Origin of the sequence: Pseudomonas phytophila (assembly GCF_025643095.1) — a bacterium.
GTDB lineage: Bacteria > Pseudomonadota > Gammaproteobacteria > Pseudomonadales > Pseudomonadaceae > Aquipseudomonas > Aquipseudomonas quasicaspiana.
Window position 1 is genome coordinate 3455931 of record NZ_CP081201.1, and the last position, 16742, is coordinate 3472672.

The following is a 16742-nucleotide window of genomic DNA, read 5'->3' on the forward strand; positions in this document are numbered from 1 at the left end:
CGAAAGTCCTTAATCGGGAATGACGGCGATCACGTCGATTTCCATCAGCCACTGCGGCTGACCCAAAGCAGAGACCACCAGCCCCGTGGAAATAGGGAATACCCCTTTTAGCCACTTGCCCACTTCGTGATAAACCGGCTCGCGATAACGCGGGTCGATGATGTAGGTGGTGGTCTTGACGATGTGCGACAAATCGCTGCCCGCCTCCTCCAGCAGTTGTTTGACGTTCTTCATGGCCTGATGCGCTTGAGCGCCGGGATCACCGAGGCCGACCAGATTGCCATCGAAGTCGGTGCCGACCTGACCCCGTACGTAAACGGTATTACCGGCACGCACTGCCTGGCACAGGTCGTTGTCCAGACTCTGGTTCGGGTAAGTGTCTTTGGTATTGAACATGCGAATACGGGTGTGGGTCGGGGTAGCCATGTAAATCTCCTGTGAACACTGGGGCGAGTTACGCCCAATCAAAGACGATCAACGTTTAAACGTTGCGCAACCTGACTGCTGGGGCTGCGCGCTTGCCCTGGTCATACGACCGGTACTTGTGCTGGGTGGCGATCTGATCAGCGACATGTTTGGCGTCATGCCACACACCCCAGATGAAGGCCGAACCGCGTCGCGAAAGCCACGGCAGACCGACGAAATACAAACCTTGCTCTCTGGACACCCCACGCTGATGTATTGGCTTGCCCTTGGCGTCGAAAGCATCGACCTGCAACCAGCTGTAGTCCTGGGAATAACCCGTGGCCCAGATGATGGAACGGACACCGGCTGCAGTCAGGTCCAGTTCACGCAACGGATCAGTGATACAGGCGGCGTCCGCCACACGTTCGCGCGCCGCTGGCTCCAGCGGTAAATCCAGACCATTTCGATGGGCATACGCATCGGCGGCATCGAGTAGTGACAGGTAGTTCTCGTCACCGAGGTCGAGATTTTCGACGAGGTCATTCTGGAAACGTACCTTGCCATCGGCAAAGCTTTCAGTCAGGCCGACCAGCGTCATGCCTGCTTGCGCCAGGCGGCGGAAGTCAACGGTATGGCCGCCTCGCGCGCCACTGACGGCAATGGTCACGTGCTCTTTGCCTGGCTGCATGGTCTCGCTGTCCCACAGCCCGAGAACGCCAAGCCACCAGCAGAAGTCACGTCCACGGTAGGCTCGCGGCGGACGATCATGAGGACCGACCGACAAGTAGACCTGACGGCCGGAGCGCTGCAACTCATCGGCGATCTGTACACCGGACGAGCCGGCTCCAACGACCAGAACCGCGCCGTCAGGCAATTGCTGAGGGTTGAAGTACTGCGCCGAGTGGATCTGGTGCAACGTGTCATCCCTGGGCGCAATCGATGGAATGACGGGTTTCTGAAACGGGCCGGTCGCAGACACCAGGTGATTGACCACGTAGGTGCCAGCACTCGTCTCCACAGTAAAGCCTGCTCGCTCGACATTGCGGGTCACACGCTTCACCTCGACACCGGTCTTGATCGGCGCATTGAATTTACGCGCGTAGCGTTCGAAGTAGTCGGCGACCTGTTCTTTACCGGCAAACCCGTCCGGGTCCATATCGAATTCGAGACCCGGAAACCGGTCATGCCAGGCCGGACCATTGGCAACCAGCGAATCCCAGCGACCGCTGCGCCACGCTTCGGCAACCCGGTGTTTTTCCAGCACAAGATGCGCAATGCCCAATCGGCTCAGGTGTTCACTCATGGCAACACCGGCCTGCCCTGCACCCACGACGAGCGTGTCAATTTCTGTGATGTGTTCGGTCATCCTGGCATCCTTCAACACGCCCTTTATGACGGGTTGACGCAGTAAAAATAACGAAAATGTCAGCGCGCAGGCGCAACAAGCCCTACGGCATCTTCAGACGCGTATACAGTCAGTAACGTGTTCGGATCAGTCGGCCAGTGAAGGGTCCGCCTGAAGCATCAGCCACTTCATTTCTTCGAAATGCTGTTGCGAAAAATCAGTGATCTTTTCCCAGTCCCGTGCTGTTTTTTCAGCTACATCGTCCGGCAGCGTCTTCAATGGCTGCCCCGTGGACCAGGCCGTCACCAGAATCTGGCAGGACCTTTCCAGGGTCCAGATATCGTCGAATGCTTCACCTACCGTTGGAGCGGTCACCATCACGCCATGGTTACCCATCAACAAGCGACTTTTGCCGTCCAGCAGGCCGACCAGCCGAGCACCTTCAGCAGTGGTGTCAGCCATGCCGCCGTAAAGCTCGTCTATCGCAACCCGGTTGAAGTAGCGCGCCGTGTTCTGATCAATCGCCGGAATATGCGGCTTAGCCAGGCACGCCACCGCTGTTGTGTAGACCGGGTGCAGATGCAGAACCACCCGTGCTTCAGGCAGACGCTGGTGCATTTGCCCATGGATGGACCATGCCGTTGCATCCACATCCGGTCGTTGCACGGCGTCTTGATCATCAGCATCGAGCAGCAACAGATCACTGGCACGCAAGCGCGAGAAATGTTTCCACTTCGGGTTCAGCAGGAACTGCTTTCCGTCAGCTGAAATCGCCGCGCTGAAATGGTTGGCCACCGCCTCATGCATGCCCAGATGAGCAATGATGCGAAAGGTCGCGGCCAGATCCAGACGCGTCTGTTCCTCGAAGTTAAGGGCCATGTTTAAAATACTCCTGCCTACAACGCATAAATCATCGGGTTGAAATACATCCCCGGTAGGAGCCAACTTGTTGGCGAGGCGGATCATCAGGCTATGCAGGCCCGACGTCTCGCCAACAAGTTGGCTCCTACCAGGTCCGTGTTTTTTTAACGACAAACGCTTTTAGGGCTTGGGCATCAGCGCCGCGATGTCATCCGCCGTCGGTGCCTGGAACTTGTACTTGTCCAGCAAAGCCTTGTATTCCGGCGTCTTGCTGTACTTCTCGAGCCCTTCGATCAACGCATTGCGGACGACATCGTTGCCTTTCTTCACGCCGAAGCCGTTGAGCACCGGATAGATCAGGGTTTCGGATGAAATCACCACCCGGTTACCGAGCTTTTCAACCACGCCCCGCGCCACAGCAGCGTCAGTGATCTGCGCTTCAACCGCATGTGCAAGCATGGCCTGGGTCGTTTGCGGATCAGTCCCGTATTCGCTGATCGCGATAGGCGGCAGGCCGTTCTTCACGCAGTAATCCGTAGAGAGTTTCTGCAGTTGTTGTAGCCAGGACGTCGCGGCCATGGAGCCGATCTTGTGGCCACAAAAGTCTTCCGGGGTCTTTGGCTGATACGCGCTGCCCTTTACCGCCAGAATCGACTCTCCACTTTTCAGGTAAGGAATCATGTCGATGACTTTCAGGCGCTCAGCGGTGATGTACATCGACGAGTTGGTGATATCAAACCGGCCGCCTTGCAGCCCACCGATCAGATTCGGGAAACGGGTGTCGAGATTCTCGGCCTTCATCCCCATGACCTTCGCCAGGCCATCCAGGAACTCGATGTCGAAGCCTGCCGGCTGGTTTTTGTCCATGTACTCATACGGATAGAACGTCATGTCGGAACCGGCAATGATCTTGCCTGGCTGCTGGAAAGCCGAGGCCATTGATGAGGCCATGGCAACCGCAGCGCCTAATACAACCATCGCAGCGGGACGAACGAACAGACGGGATAGCTTCATAAGTATTCCTCGTGGAGTCAGTAAGGTTCAGGCAATTGCTGTTCAGGTCTCAGGCAGTAGCCATGTCGTTTCCGGCCTGCTGCACAAAAAACGAAGCACCCTTGGGTTTCTGCGGCAGACGGATCTGGTTCGCGGTGCTGCGCACCAGGCCGCTTTCATGTCCCGCCACCATCAAACCGGTGTGTTCGCTGGGCAGCGGGTTTTCCCCGAAGGGCAACGCATCTTCGGCGGCGTATACGCTGATGAATAAAGTACGCGGGAACTCGGTTTCATTCGGGCTTGAGGCGTGCAGCAAGCGGGTGTGCATGAAGCACACCGAACCCGACGGTCCATAACAGGCCACCGGTTGCTGGCAGTGCGCTTCAACAACTGCGTCTTCCACAGCACCCGTGAAACGCCCGTTCTGCCAATGCGACCAAAGCTCGCCTTTATGGCTGCCCGGTGCCACATTCAGCGGGCCATTTTCGGGTGTCACCTCACTGACCATCAGCAGCGCGGTTACCAGGTCGTCGTTGCTGTGCGGCGTAAACAGAAAATCCTGATGCCACTTCACCTGCGTGGCGGTGTGCGGCAATTTTGAGTTGATTTTGCTGTGATGAAAGCGAGTGCCGTTGCCGCCGATCAACTGCGCAGCAATAGTTGCCATGCGCGACTGAAAAGCAGCCTGTTGGTAAGCCTTTGAGATTTCCGTTGGCGAGGTCACGCGGCGCAATGACGGATGATCCGGGCGATGGTCGCCTTCAATATCAAATCGCGGCCGACCATCCAGCGTCTGCCCCCAGGCGCAGTTTTGAGTGCGGCTGTCTTCCACCCACTGGTCGAAGTCGTGCTGCAGCGCCGCCACTTCGTCGGCTGCCAGCACGTCCTCCACGACCAGAAAACCCTGCGCGTGAAACTGGTCGATCTGCCATTGCTCGATCATGTTCTTCTCCCCTGCAAACAAGCGTTAAGGTTTCAAGCCAACGAAACATCTTTCAGAAAAGCTTCCACTCGCGGGTGCTGTCCATCGCGCAGTGCCTGCGGGCTGTCATCGCAGACCACCCGGCCCTTCTCCATGAATACGATTCGGTCAGAGACCTTGAAGGCGAAGTTCATCTCATGGGTCACGATGACCATGGTGATGCCCTCTTTCGCCAGTGTTTCGATCACCTGTAGCACCTCGTTAACCTTCTCCGGATCGAGGGCTGATGTCGGCTCATCGAACAGCATGATTTGCGGACGCATCATCAACGCACGAGCAATCGCTACGCGCTGCTGTTGCCCGCCGGACAACTGATGCGGATATTTCCAGGCGTGCTCTAGCATGCCGACCTTGTGCAGCAGCTCGTACGCCTGCTGTTTGAGCTCCTGCTCTGAAGCGAGACGGTGGTAACGCGGCGCCAGCAGCAAGTTACTCAGAACGGTCAAGTGCGGGAACAGATTGAAGCTCTGGAACACCATGCCGATGTTCATTCGATGCTCCGTATGCTCGACATAGCGCGGCGGTTGCGCCCCCTGACGGACGAGGTGAATGAACGGCTGGCCGTTGATCCTGATATCGCCGTTATCGATTTGCTCAAGGCCGTTGAGCAGACGAATCAAAGTGGTCTTGCCCGAGCCGGACGGCCCGATTACAGACACCACTTCGCCAGGATGAATTTGCAGGCTGACAGCGCCCAGCACTTCGATGTCGTTGTAAGCCTTGTGCAATTTCGTGGCCTGAAGTGCCGGGCCTATGAAATCGGAGGCAGGACGGGCTATTACGGCGCGCTCCTGAGTGGCGAGTTTGAGCATTTCAGCGTCAGGCTCACGCACCACTTTGCGCTGGGTGACATCCAGATATCGCTCCAGCCGCTTGAGCAAAAAGTCGAACACGGTAACGATCAACACGTAATAAAACGCGACTGCAGCCATGGTTTCCATGACCAGAAAGTTCTGTGAATACAGGCGCTGCCCGACCATCAGGATTTCGGTCAGCGAGATCACCGACACCAGCGAGCTGAGTTTTACAATTGAAATGTATTCGTTGGTCAGCGACGGTAAAGCCACCCGCAGCGCCTGCGGGATCACAATCCGCCATTGCGTACCGACAAAGCGCAACCCCAATGCTCTTGCCGCTTCACTTTGCCCTTTGGCAATCGACAACAGACCGCCGCGATGAATTTCCGCGACGTAAGCGGTTTCACACAGCACCAGGGCAATCAGACCCGCCCAGAACGGGTTGGCCAACACTGCGGATGTGGCGGGCAGTGCCTGTGGCAGGTTGTAGACAAATATCAGTAGCACCAGCAAAGGCACGCTACGAAACAACCAGATATAGCCACGGGCAGGCAAGTTGATCAGGGGGTTGGAAGATTGTTTGGCCAGCGCCACGACGAAGCCCAGAACAATGCTGATCAGCCAGGTCAATGTACTGAGCTGTATGACGGTCCACGTTGCCATCCAGAACTCGGTATCGCTGAACAGGCTGAACATGTATTTCCAGTCAAACGTCATCGTTGGCTCGCTCGGCTAAGTAACAGTGGCGGGTGATATCCAACGCAAGTTGAATACTGAGCGCTGCCCCGCTCTCCCTTCTGAAGCCATCATGAGCGAAGTTTTGTCGAACGACCCAATAGTAAGTTTTGGCTCATAGCGTAGGAAAAACCTAAGCAGACCAGGCGGATGAGATATCCAATGCAGCCGGATGGCGAAACTATTCACCTTGCGCAGAACATCGCGCACATTTTTAGGGCGATCACTGTTTAACCTGCCTTGATTCGCTCACTTTCAGTGCGAAACCCACAGCCTGCGGGCCGTGTAGGCCAATGGATTAAGTTGGTCGGCACGCGCTAATCGCTAATAAAAAGATCAGCTATCGGTTGAGCAACCGAATAACCAGGAATTCTGGCAGCTGGCACGCTCCTCGCTAAGCATAGGCAAAAGCTATTCAGGCAACTCCGCTTATGCCCGTATGCTGACGAGGTAATCAGTGACTCACTTCACGTTGAAACAGCTCAAGTACTTCGTCACCGCCGTTGAAATGGACAGCATTGCCGAGGCGTCACGACAACTGCATATCTCCCAACCGTCTATTTCCGTCGCCATTAAAAATCTGGAAGAGGCGTTTAATCAGCCACTGTTTGTACGGCACCACGCGCAAGGCGTTTCCCTGACGTCTGGTGGCGGAAAGGTGTACGAAAAAGCTAAAGAGTTATTACGGCTCTCGGAAGAACTGGAACAAGACTCTCGCGCCGAGAGCAAGAATGTATCGGGCACTATCGCACTTGGCTGTTTTGAATCAGCCGCGCCACTGTATATGCCCAGGCTCGTCGCCGGTTTTAAACAACTCTATCCCGACGTCACTATTCAGCTCTGCGACGGGGAACAGCACGAATTGATGCATGGGCTGCATCGCGGTCGTTTCGACCTGGCCTTCCTTTACGATCTGGAACTGGGTGCGACGATCCACAAAGAAGCATTGAACGCCCCACACAAACCCTATGCGTTACTGCCAGCCGGGCATCCCCTTGCTCAACAGAAAACGGTGACGCTGCGTGAGTTGAGCCAGGAGCCCATGATCCTGCTGGATGCCGTGCCCAGCAGAACCTACTTCATGGATATCTTTACCGAGAAAAGTTATGCGCCCGTGGTGGCTTACAGCTCTCCCTCGATTGAAATGGTGCGCTGCATGGTCGGCCAGGGGCTGGGCTTTTCGGTACTGGTCACGCGGCCTTGCACCAACATGACCTACGACGGTGAGCTTCTGGCGCAGCTTGATATCGAAGATGACATGCCTGCCTCGACCCTGGTGATGGCGTATCTGCGCAATAACCAGCCATCCCGCGCGACCCGACTGTTCATGGATTACTGCCGCACCGTCGAGCTGGCGCCGCCATCAAGTTTGAGGCCGCAAGTTTCTTATCAGCTGGATTGAAATGCATCTTCTGCAGGAGCTGCCGAAGGCTGCGAAGCGTTTCTCCTGACACACCGCGATCGCAGCCTTCGGCAGCTCCTACAGGTCCTATGTTTGCCGCGAGACAGCGCGGTGCCCTGAAAACCGCGGCAGTTACAGGTCACCCGTTTCGCTGCCTCAATGACACCACGCTGTCGCGAAGCAAACTGGACTTTGTAGGAGTGAGCTTGCTCGCGATAACGTTAGACCTATTGAGAAATTAACGTCTGGCCTGACGCAATCGCGAGCACGCTCACTCCTGCACGTCCGATGTTTGACCCGAGGCAAGGTGCGCCCATCAAATGCTTAACTTTGACGCGCATGCCGGTACCATAAGGAGACTTTCCCCGAGGACCGGTTAAATGAAGCGCCTTGAAGATCTGATCGAACACGATGAACCTGCCCTGCCCTTGTTAAAGGAGTTGCTGAGCACTGCGCAACGTAGCTGCCAGTTGCTGCCTCCCTCAGAGGAAAACGCCAGAGTATTGCTGGGGCTCCAGGTCACTACGCGATCAACTTTAGGCGCGGTTGCCTACGAAACCGGAGGCATCCTCATTGACGGAGGCTGGCTACGTTTTCTGGGATCCGGACACGAGCAACTGTCCAGAAACATCCTTGACTGGACCCATCTGCACGACGGAGGTGGTCACCTGTTGGTGGCGGACGACGCAGCAGGCGGTTTCTTTTCAATCAATGGCGGACGTTTCGGAGAAGACGTTGGCTCAATGTATTACTGGGCACCGGACACTCTGGAATGGGAGCCATTGGAAATTGGCTATACAGACTTTCTGGAATGGGCACTCAGCGACCAGATGCTCATGTTCTACAAAGACCTCAAGTGGCCGACATGGCAAGAGGACCTGGAGAAGATGAACGCGGATCAATGCATGACGTTCTATCCTTTCTTGTGGACGCAAGAAGGATCGCTTGAGACAAGCAGCCGCAGGGTTGTGGACGTCGCAGAACACTATGAGTTGAACATCGGCTTTGCCAGCAAGTTGGAGAACCCATCGAGCTAGCATGCCTCAACCATTGATTTAACACGCAGCCCCTTCAGGAGCGCAGAGGTTATGACCGCCGCTTTAGTGCGCTGTAATAATGATCGTCCCAGTTTTCAAGGGAAGGCTTGCGGGTCGTGCACGGTTCATATCGGGTGTAGTACGAAAAACCTTCCTTAACAACAAGGGGAGCCGCCGTGATGGTCTCCCCATCCTTGACTCTCCAGGTGGCCAGTTCGCGCCTGAAATACCGACGCATGGCGTTGGGGGCCGTGTTGTCGCATGACTCCGCCACCTCGATATACAGCTTGCCCCCATACTCAAGGGTGAAGTCGAGTGATCCGCTAGCAGGAAATTCACCTTTGTAAACAGGGACTCTTATCTGGCCTCCCCCGCAACCCCCTCCACCATAGCCGGGTACCCCTATGCTGCCCATGCAGAAAAATCTGTCGGCGCCGAGTACGATCTGGTGGATTTTTACTGACGTGTTGGCAAGCGGTTCGCCGTTGTCACCGACCACGCGCAAGGTGAGGTGCATAGGCTCGCGCATTCGAACCCCGTTCGCGACCGGGCTACATCCGTTCAAAGACAGTGTCAACAGGGCCATCGTGGCCAAGAGGGGCAGTGCTTTCATGTGTGGTGTGGCCTTCTATGAAGGATTCCATCCCGGACGGCCGTGCAGTTTCCTTTAACGCACCCGGGTTTAAACGTGCGGCATTGTTACATGTTCTGGGGGGACTCGGCGTTGCTAATGAGGACACTTCAAACCTGTGCGCCGCTTAAGCTGAGAACCACCATTTCCGGCCCCATCTGCCTGGCATATTGCTCCAGAGCATGGCGGGCGATGCTGACCACTTGCTCAGTCAATTCCAGACCCACCCCGGCGCGCCAGCAGGCGATGATGTCCAGCGGTTGAGGCCGCGTCACGTTTTCCAGAATGAAGAGCTTGCCCTCCGCCAGCTCCTTACTGACCAGAGCAGCCGGCAGCGCACCGATGCCAAAGCCGTCGCTCACCAGCAGGGTCATGGCGGCTACGGAGTTGACGCAACTGATTCGCGGGCTGTCCACACCGTCTGCGTGCAGCAAATTAAGAATGTCCTGATGCGGACGGGAGTTGCGGGAAAAGGTGATGATGCGTTCGGCAGCCAGTTCGTCGATAGACGTGTAACTGCGCTGGTAGATGGACCCGGCTTGCACAATCCACTCAACCGGCAATACGGCCAGATGCTGGTTGCGGACCGCATCACTGCGCACCATGTCGGTCTGCACGATCAGGTCGAGATAGCCCTTCTGCAATTGGTCACACAGGTTGAGTGATGTGTCGACAGTCAGCTCGATTTCAACCGCCGGGTAACACTCCATTAACGTCGATATGAACGGGCTCAACCACGTGTGGATGACCGTATCCATTACCCCGAGTCGCATACAGCCCTTGAGATCACTGGTGGCGCTGATGGACTGCTGGAGCGCATGCATCGTGTCGATCATCTGTTCGGCATAGTTGAGCACGCGCTCACCTTCAGGCGTCAGCGACACACGTTTGGAGTCACGCAAGAACAGCTTGGCGCCGAGTTCCTCCTCCAGCGCGGCAATGCGATTGGAGATGGAAGCCTGGGTGGTGAACATCTTCTCCGCAGTCAGGCGAAAGCTTTTCAGCCTTGCCACCCAGACAAAGGTTTCCAGAAACTTCAGGTTCATGCGTAACAGCCTGTACAGAAATGATGGATCGACTTACGCAAAGAGCGTCAGCAAGCAGGATCCACACGCAAGTTGTACGCCAGAATTTTCAGAGGCAGGGGTTGCCGAGCGCTCTTAAAGAGTACGCATGATGGCTCGGCGGAAGTCATCGATGTGGTGATGGATAGCTTTGATGGCGGCCGCGCTGTCGCGATTCTCCATCGCGGTGAGTATCTGTAAGTGCTCATCGTAGATGCGCTCACTGTGGTGCATTTCGGACAATGTCAGAAACCAGAAGCGCGCCTGCTTTTCATGCAACGTACGGAGCAGTTCAGCCAGTACCCGATTGCGCGCAGCGGCGGAAATGGCCAGGTGAAACTGCAGATCAACTTCCATCAGACCCTTCACATCCCGGCGCTCCAGCAGCGGCTGTGTGCGCCCGATGATTTCGCGCATGTGGATGAAGTCATCTTCCTGAGCACGCTCGACGGCGAGCTTCACGCACAGCTCCTCATTGGTTCTGCGCACTTCGATCATGTCGAGAATGTCGTTCAATGAGATAGGCGTCACCATCACGCCCTTGCGCGGCAGGATGGTCACCATGCCTTCCATTTCCAGACGGTGCAGCGCCTGATGCACCGGCGTCCGGCCCAGCCCAAGCATCTGGGTCAATTGCGCCTCGTTGATGGCTTCACCGGGACGTAGCTGGCAGGAAATGATGCGTTGCTTGATCTGTACATACGCCAGCTCGCGCAGGCTTGCACCACTCTTGGCAGCGGGTTTGCCAACGAGATCGGCGGTGGGCAGGTCAGTTGAATCGGGCAATCCGGAAATCCTCATGGGGCGCTGCTGATATATCACTGTATTTCATATCGTCAGGATTGTCGCTTTCCCCTCTCCCCAATCCGGTAACGAAAACGCGCCGTCAGAACGCATCGTCCGCCCAAAAGTGGTGCGTTTTGGTAACACATGGCCATTTCGTACGTTCTGTCACGAATTTTATCATCCATATAACTCTTTGATAAAAATGGTTTTTTACCTCGTCCCACGGTGTCTGGCATATCAATTGCGTATTGATAATCCTGTGATATATCAGTGTAACTTCACAAATCACTGACTTTCTTCTTATCCGTAACGAGGACACCGCATTGACTCAGCTAACTCTCCAGGTCGCCAACCACGGCGCAGTAGTCGTAGAAATCGATCACCTGATCATCGCTGGCTGGGCTGGCCGTAACAGTGCTGCCGTGGAGCACCATATTGCCGAGCTGGAAGCCCTTGGGGTCCGTCGTCCAACGACGATCCCCTGTTTCTATCGGGTTGCCGCAAGCCTGCTGAACCCGGATGAAAGCATTCAGATACCGGGCAAGGACTCGTCCGGGGAAACCGAGTTTGTGTTGATCCCAAGCAGCATCGGCTTGCTGGTCGGCCTCGGCTCTGACCACACCGACCGCAAGGTCGAAGCCTTCGACGTCACCGTTTCCAAGCAAATGTGCGACAAACCGATTGCCGCCACAGCCTGGCGTTTCGATGAAGTCCAGAGTCATTGGGATCAACTGATCATGCGCACCTGGCGCACCCGCGACGGTGTTCGCAGCCTTTATCAGGAAGGCCCGGTCACCAGCTTGCTGGCACCCGACACGCTCCTGGCCAAGCTCAACGACAGTGCCAGCCTCGCACAAGGCACCGCGATGTTCTGCGGCACCCAGCCGGTCATTGGCGAGTTGGGTTATGGCGAAGCCTTCGAGATGGAATTGTTCGACCCGGTGCTTGATCGCAGCCTGCGCCACGCCTACAGCGTAGAACCGTTGCCAGTCGCGGAGTGATGCAGATGAAGCCAATCAATGAGCTTGCCAAGGATCTCGCCAGCGGCGCGACCACTAGCGAGGCCTTGGTCACTGCAGCGCTGGAGCGTATCAGTGCGCACCGAGCGGAAGGCGGCAATGCATACCTGTCGGTGGATGCTGAAAGTGCTTTGCAAGCTGCACGTGCCAGCGACCTGGCCCGTGCAGCAGGCTATGTGCCCTCCCCGTTGGCGGGCCTGCCGGTTTCGATCAAGGACCTGTTCGACGTGACGGGACAGGTCACGGCCGCTGGTTCCAAAGTGCTGGCCGGTAACGCGCCTGCTGAAATGGATGCGCCTGTTGTTGCGCGCCTGAAAGCTGCGGGCGCGATCCTGCTGGGCCGTACCAACATGAGTGAGTTTGCCTTCTCTGGCCTTGGCCTGAACCCGCACTTTGGCTCTCCGACCAGCCCGGCAGCGACCGGACGCATTGCGGGCGGCTCCAGTTCTGGCGCAGCGGTGAGCGTTGCCGAAGGGATGGCGGTGGCCGGATTGGGTACGGACACAGGTGGTTCTCTGCGCATTCCGGCAGCGTTCTGCGCATTGGTTGGTTTTAAACCTACTGCCAGCCGCGTGTCTGCCCAAGGCGCATTCCCACTCGCGACCAGCCTGGACTCCATCGGCGCGCTGACTGCCAACGTCGACGACAGCATCCTGCTGGACAGCGTTTTGTCAGGCGAAACTTTTGATACGCGGCCGGCCTCACTTAAAGGCCTGCGTCTTGCGGTGACGCGGGACTTTGTCATGGACAATGTTGATGCGACCGTCGCAGCCGCTTTCGAGCGCAGCGTGCAACGCCTGACTGACGCGGGTGCATCGATTCGCTGGTTTGACTTCCCCGAGTTGCACGAGCTGCCAAAGATCAATGCTGCGGGTGGCCTGACGGCTGCAGAAGCCTGGTATTTGCATCAGGGCTGGCTGAGTGGTGAGCAAGCAGCTGACTACGATCCACGCGTGGCACAGCGTATTCGTCGGGGTGAAGCGTTGAGTGCCGCTGATTACCTGCATCTGCTCGCCCAGCGTCAGACCATGATTGCCCTCGCCACCCAACGACTGGGCGATGCCGATGCCTGGCTGATGCCGAGCGTTGCCGTGGTCCCGCCAGAGTTGGCACCGCTGGAGCAGGACGACGCGCATTTCTTCGCCACCAACGGCCTGGTTCTGCGCAACACCAGCGTGATCAATTTCCTGGACGGCTGCGCAATCAGCCTGCCCTGCCATGTGCCTGGTGAATTACCGGTGGGCTTGTCCATTGCTGGTCTGAAGGGTCAGGACGCCCGGGTACTGCAAGTCGCCCGCAGTGTCGAAGCCCTGCTGCGCAACCCGTAAACCTGAGCGTGATTGTCGTTGCGCTCGTGGCCTTTGCCGCGAGCGAACCGCTATGGCGGCCGCTTTCAGGCTGCCATCTCTTGATCGATGGAGATGCAACATGAACCACAATCCCTCCCTGACCGGCGGCGCTGCTGACGTCGCGCCTGATCAGGCCGCAACTGCCGCGACCTATCGCAAGATCGCCTGGCGTCTGTTGCCGTTTCTGGTGTTCCTGTTCGTGCTGGCCTGGATCGACCGGGTAAACGTCGGCTTTGCCAAACTGGCGATGCTCGACGACCTGGGCTTCAGCGAAGCGGTCTACGGACTCGGCGCAGGTATCTTCTTCATCGGTTATTTTCTGTTCGAGGTGCCCAGTAACCTCCTGCTGGAAAAGATCGGTGCTCGTCGCACGCTCGCCAGGATCACGATCCTCTGGGGTCTGACGTCGATGGCCATGGCCTACGTCTCAAGTCCGATGTCGTTCTACATTTTACGGTTTCTGCTTGGCGTGTTCGAAGCAGGGTTCTTTCCTGGCGTCGTGTTGTACCTCACCTACTGGTTTCCCGCCGCGCAACGGGCACGCATCAACGGTATGTTCATGACCTCGTTCGCCATTGCAGGTGTGGTTGGCGGCCCGATTGCCGGTTTTATCATGAGTCGCATGGTGGGCGTCGGGAGCCTGGCGAACTGGCAGTGGCTGTTTATCCTCGAAGGCATTCCTTCGGTGCTGGCAGGTTTTGCCGTGCTGCGCTATCTGCCGGAGAAACCCGTCAATGCCAAGTGGCTGAGCCCTGCCGAGCAGCAGATGGTCAGCGCGGTGATTGCTCGCGAAGATGCAGAGCCGGAAAAGCACAGCGACCTGAAAGCGCTTGTACGCAACCCCAAGGTCTGGCTGTGTACGCTGGTGTATTTCTGCATCGTTTCGGGGAACGCCACCATCGCTTTCTGGACGCCTTCGGTGATCAAGTCGTTGGGTGTAAACGACACCATGAGCATCGGTTTGCTGGCAGCGATTCCTTTTATCGTGGGCACTCTGGCCATGCTGTGGAATGGTCACCATTCCGATAAAACCGCGGAGCGTCGCATTCACTGCTCAATGGCAGCCTTGCTCGCAGGACTGGGTTTGATCGCCACCGGTCTGTGCCTGGGCAATGCAACCATGGCTTTGATCGCCCTGACCATTGCAGCAGCCGGGATTCTGGCGGCGTTTCCGGTTTTCTGGTCAATTCCTGGCGCCTTCCTCGCGGGTACAGCTGCTGCGGGTGGCATCGCATTGATCAATTGCATCGGTAACCTCGCAGGCTTCATCGCGCCTTACATGATTGGCTGGCTGCGCACACTCACCGGCAGCCTTGCGGCGGGCCTCTACTTCGTAGCGGCACTGGAGATTCTTGCTGCCGTGTTGGTGTTCTTTCTGTTCAAGGATGTGAAAGTCAGCCGTACGAAATGAGCTGTGGGAGTCGCCCCGGTGTCCCTGACACCACGCTGTCGCGCAGCAAACACGGACCCTGTAGGAGTGACCGGGGTGGCGATCCACATTGCTCGCGATTCGGCCTGTCAGTCGATGAATATATCGCTTGTACTGGAGCTATCGCGAGCAAGCTCACTCCTACAGTAAAAAGCATTCCAAATCAGATAGTTATATTTTGTTTGATAGGAGCGGGGCTTGGTCTGGGCGGCATTCCGACGATAAACGATAACGCGGTATGTCTTCCGGCTGCGTCTCATGCATCGCGGGCAAGCCCGGCTCCCACAGGGTTGAGTTGGACTGTCGCGTGCCACCGCGCACAAAAAAGCCCCCGTACCATTAGGTCGGGGGCTTTTTTTATTCTGATCCCACTACAACCTATTTCTCCAACGGCTTGCCTGCTGTCTCCCTGGCGCAGATCAGCGCGATCAACGTAATACTCAACGCTGCGCACACGTACAACGAAACAGCCAACGTCGAACCATAGGATTTATACAAAGAGGCAATAATCAGCGGCGCAAAACCACCGCCGATAATCCCTGCCAACGTATAAGCCAGCGACGAACCTGCATAACGCACCCGAGTCGGGAATTGCTCAGTGACGAACGCAGCTTGCGGACCATACATCGCGGCATGAATAACCAGACCCACCACTACAGCCATGCAAATCGACAGCGGCTGAGCGCTATCCATGAGTTTGAAGAACACAAACGCCCAGACCATCGCACACAGCGCGCCACCAATATAAACCGGTTTGCGGCCGATCTTGTCCGAGAGAATTCCGAACAGCGGCACACAGATCGCGTTTAGCCCCGCGCCGATCATCGTCGCGGTAAGCGCCAAAGGCCTTGGCAAGTGCAAGACGGTAGTTACATACGTCAGGGTGAACACCACGACCAGCGCATAAAGCACATCCGAACCCACCCGTGCGCCGCCCGCCAGTAACAGCCGACGCCAGTGATTGCTGAATACTTCCTTGATCGGCGTTTTCGCAGTTGCGTTGTGAGCCTCGATTTCCTTGAACACCGGGGTTTCCTCAACACCGCGACGCAACCAAAGACCGAAGATCACCAGCGCGACGCTGGACAGAAACGGAATGCGCCAGCCCCACGACTGGAAGTCTTCAGGACTCAGCCCCCAGGAAACCAGCGCGATGAAACCCGTGCCCAGCAATGTGCCGCAGGAAGGACCGACCTGAGTGAACGAGGCGTTACGACCGCGCTGATGCTGCGCACCGTGCTCCATGGAGAGCAAAACCGCGCCCGCCCATTCACCGCCAATCGCCGCGCCCTGCACAAATCGTAACGCTACCAGCAGAATCGGACTCCAGATGCCCCACGCAGCGTAGGTCGGCAACAAACCCATCAGCCCGGTCGCCACCCCCATCAATACCAGCGTGGTGACCAGCACAAAGCGGCGACCAAGTTTATCGCCCAGGTGGCCAAACACGATGCCACCCAGTGGCCGGGAGATATAGCCGACAGCGTAAGTCGAGAACGCGAGAATGGTGCCGGTCAACGGATCAAACGACGGGAAGAAGATCGCATTGAAGACCAGCGCTGCCATCAGGTTGTAGACCGTGAAGTCATACCACTCCAGTGTCGTGCCGATGGTGCTGGCGGCTGCGAGGCGACTCATCTTCTTGCCCGAAGCCACGGGCGCTGAAGAGGCAACAGGTGGGGAGTCAGACAGCGCCTGTGTGTTTTGCGTCGTACTCATCATGTTCTCCATTAATCAACAATGAAGAAATGATCTGTCGGCACGTTATGGCTGACAAACGGGTTTTTTACACGGCAACGATCAGTTTTTCTTGTGCAAAATGGCCTGCGCACCAATCAAGTGCCGCCGTTGAACCACGCTGGCGCAAATGGCAGTCGTGTGTATGGCAAACACCTACTTTGCAGGAA

Annotated in this window: 15 protein-coding genes; 5 read left to right on the top strand and 10 right to left on the bottom strand. The window is 56.8% G+C overall.

All coding sequences use genetic code 11. The annotated features are described in order from the left end of the window. Positions 1–9: 9 nt before the first annotated feature. The 6 genes from K3169_RS15705 to K3169_RS15730 all read right to left on the bottom strand — a co-directional run bounded on the left by K3169_RS15705 (position 10) and on the right by K3169_RS15730 (position 6100). Positions 10–426, bottom strand: coding sequence for a RidA family protein (locus K3169_RS15705; protein ID WP_027900371.1), 417 nt, complete (start codon positions 424–426; stop codon positions 10–12). A gap of 55 nt (positions 427–481) precedes the next feature. Then, a complete protein-coding gene (locus tag K3169_RS15710; RefSeq protein WP_263267119.1) occupies positions 482–1771 on the bottom strand; it encodes a flavin-containing monooxygenase in 1290 nt (429 codons plus the stop codon). A gap of 126 nt (positions 1772–1897) precedes the next feature. Beyond that, positions 1898–2629 (bottom strand): class II aldolase and adducin N-terminal domain-containing protein, encoded by a 732-nt coding sequence (locus K3169_RS15715; RefSeq protein ID WP_255877816.1) that lies wholly within the window; start codon positions 2627–2629, stop codon positions 1898–1900. 162 nt (positions 2630–2791) lie between these two features. Next, the gene (locus K3169_RS15720; protein ID WP_099271342.1) at positions 2792–3625 is read right to left on the bottom strand and encodes an ABC transporter substrate-binding protein; all 834 of its coding nucleotides are present in this window, start codon (positions 3623–3625) and stop codon (positions 2792–2794) included. 49 nt (positions 3626–3674) lie between these two features. Continuing rightward, positions 3675–4547 carry a phytanoyl-CoA dioxygenase family protein gene (locus tag K3169_RS15725; protein ID WP_099271341.1) on the bottom strand — a complete coding sequence of 291 codons (873 nt, stop codon included), beginning with the start codon at positions 4545–4547 and terminating at the stop codon, positions 3675–3677. A gap of 32 nt (positions 4548–4579) precedes the next feature. Continuing rightward, positions 4580–6100 (bottom strand): amino acid ABC transporter permease/ATP-binding protein, encoded by a 1521-nt coding sequence (locus K3169_RS15730; protein ID WP_263267120.1) that lies wholly within the window; start codon positions 6098–6100, stop codon positions 4580–4582. A 475-nt stretch (positions 6101–6575) separates the two neighbouring features. On the opposite strand from K3169_RS15730, the gene K3169_RS15735 reads away from it, so the two are divergent. Beyond that, positions 6576–7520: a LysR family transcriptional regulator gene (locus K3169_RS15735; protein ID WP_263267122.1), complete on the top strand. Its 945-nt coding sequence runs from the start codon at positions 6576–6578 to the stop codon at positions 7518–7520. Positions 7521–7900: 380 nt separating this feature from the next. Continuing rightward, positions 7901–8557, top strand: coding sequence for a DUF2625 domain-containing protein (locus tag K3169_RS15740; RefSeq protein WP_263267123.1), 657 nt, complete (start codon positions 7901–7903; stop codon positions 8555–8557). A 49-nt stretch (positions 8558–8606) separates the two neighbouring features. Here K3169_RS15740 and K3169_RS15745 read toward each other — a convergent pair whose 3' ends face one another. The 3 genes from K3169_RS15745 to K3169_RS15755 form a co-directional block, all read right to left on the bottom strand. Then, positions 8607–9170 carry a hypothetical protein gene (locus K3169_RS15745; RefSeq protein WP_231675546.1) on the bottom strand — a complete coding sequence of 188 codons (564 nt, stop codon included), beginning with the start codon at positions 9168–9170 and terminating at the stop codon, positions 8607–8609. 128 nt (positions 9171–9298) lie between these two features. Then, a complete protein-coding gene (locus K3169_RS15750; RefSeq protein ID WP_263267124.1) occupies positions 9299–10234 on the bottom strand; it encodes a LysR family transcriptional regulator in 936 nt (311 codons plus the stop codon). A 114-nt stretch (positions 10235–10348) separates the two neighbouring features. Continuing rightward, positions 10349–11038, bottom strand: coding sequence for a GntR family transcriptional regulator (locus K3169_RS15755; protein ID WP_255881423.1), 690 nt, complete (start codon positions 11036–11038; stop codon positions 10349–10351). Between the two features lie 323 nt (positions 11039–11361). Here K3169_RS15755 and K3169_RS15760 point away from each other — a divergent pair, with 323 nt between their 5' ends. The 3 genes from K3169_RS15760 to K3169_RS15770 all read left to right on the top strand — a co-directional run bounded on the left by K3169_RS15760 (position 11362) and on the right by K3169_RS15770 (position 14817). Continuing rightward, positions 11362–12039 (top strand): DUF2848 domain-containing protein, encoded by a 678-nt coding sequence (locus K3169_RS15760; RefSeq protein ID WP_263267125.1) that lies wholly within the window; start codon positions 11362–11364, stop codon positions 12037–12039. Between the two features lie 5 nt (positions 12040–12044). After that, positions 12045–13385, top strand: coding sequence for an amidase (locus K3169_RS15765; RefSeq protein ID WP_263267126.1), 1341 nt, complete (start codon positions 12045–12047; stop codon positions 13383–13385). A 100-nt stretch (positions 13386–13485) separates the two neighbouring features. Beyond that, the gene (locus K3169_RS15770) at positions 13486–14817 is read left to right on the top strand and encodes an MFS transporter (protein ID WP_263267127.1); all 1332 of its coding nucleotides are present in this window, start codon (positions 13486–13488) and stop codon (positions 14815–14817) included. Between the two features lie 396 nt (positions 14818–15213). Here K3169_RS15770 and K3169_RS15775 read toward each other — a convergent pair whose 3' ends face one another. Continuing rightward, the gene (locus K3169_RS15775) at positions 15214–16554 is read right to left on the bottom strand and encodes an MFS transporter (RefSeq protein ID WP_027900940.1); all 1341 of its coding nucleotides are present in this window, start codon (positions 16552–16554) and stop codon (positions 15214–15216) included. Positions 16555–16742 lie beyond the last annotated feature (188 nt).

What these genes read in the sequence shown, in the direction of transcription:
- K3169_RS15765 (WP_263267126.1), top strand. Translation starts at nt 12,045, where the DNA reads ATGAAGCCAATCAATGAGCTTGCCAAGGATCTCGCCAGCGGCGCGACC.
- K3169_RS15775 (WP_027900940.1), bottom strand. Translation starts at nt 16,554, where the DNA reads ATGAGTACGACGCAAAACACACAGGCGCTGTCTGACTCCCCACCTGTT.
- K3169_RS15705 (WP_027900371.1), bottom strand. Translation starts at nt 426, where the DNA reads ATGGCTACCCCGACCCACACCCGTATTCGCATGTTCAATACCAAAGAC.
- K3169_RS15725 (WP_099271341.1), bottom strand. Translation starts at nt 4,547, where the DNA reads ATGATCGAGCAATGGCAGATCGACCAGTTTCACGCGCAGGGTTTTCTG.
- K3169_RS15710 (WP_263267119.1), bottom strand. Translation starts at nt 1,771, where the DNA reads ATGACCGAACACATCACAGAAATTGACACGCTCGTCGTGGGTGCAGGG.
- K3169_RS15720 (WP_099271342.1), bottom strand. Translation starts at nt 3,625, where the DNA reads ATGAAGCTATCCCGTCTGTTCGTTCGTCCCGCTGCGATGGTTGTATTA.
- K3169_RS15740 (WP_263267123.1), top strand. Translation starts at nt 7,901, where the DNA reads ATGAAGCGCCTTGAAGATCTGATCGAACACGATGAACCTGCCCTGCCC.
- K3169_RS15730 (WP_263267120.1), bottom strand. Translation starts at nt 6,100, where the DNA reads ATGACGTTTGACTGGAAATACATGTTCAGCCTGTTCAGCGATACCGAG.
- K3169_RS15715 (WP_255877816.1), bottom strand. Translation starts at nt 2,629, where the DNA reads ATGGCCCTTAACTTCGAGGAACAGACGCGTCTGGATCTGGCCGCGACC.
- K3169_RS15770 (WP_263267127.1), top strand. Translation starts at nt 13,486, where the DNA reads ATGAACCACAATCCCTCCCTGACCGGCGGCGCTGCTGACGTCGCGCCT.
- K3169_RS15750 (WP_263267124.1), bottom strand. Translation starts at nt 10,234, where the DNA reads ATGAACCTGAAGTTTCTGGAAACCTTTGTCTGGGTGGCAAGGCTGAAA.
- K3169_RS15745 (WP_231675546.1), bottom strand. Translation starts at nt 9,170, where the DNA reads ATGAAAGCACTGCCCCTCTTGGCCACGATGGCCCTGTTGACACTGTCT.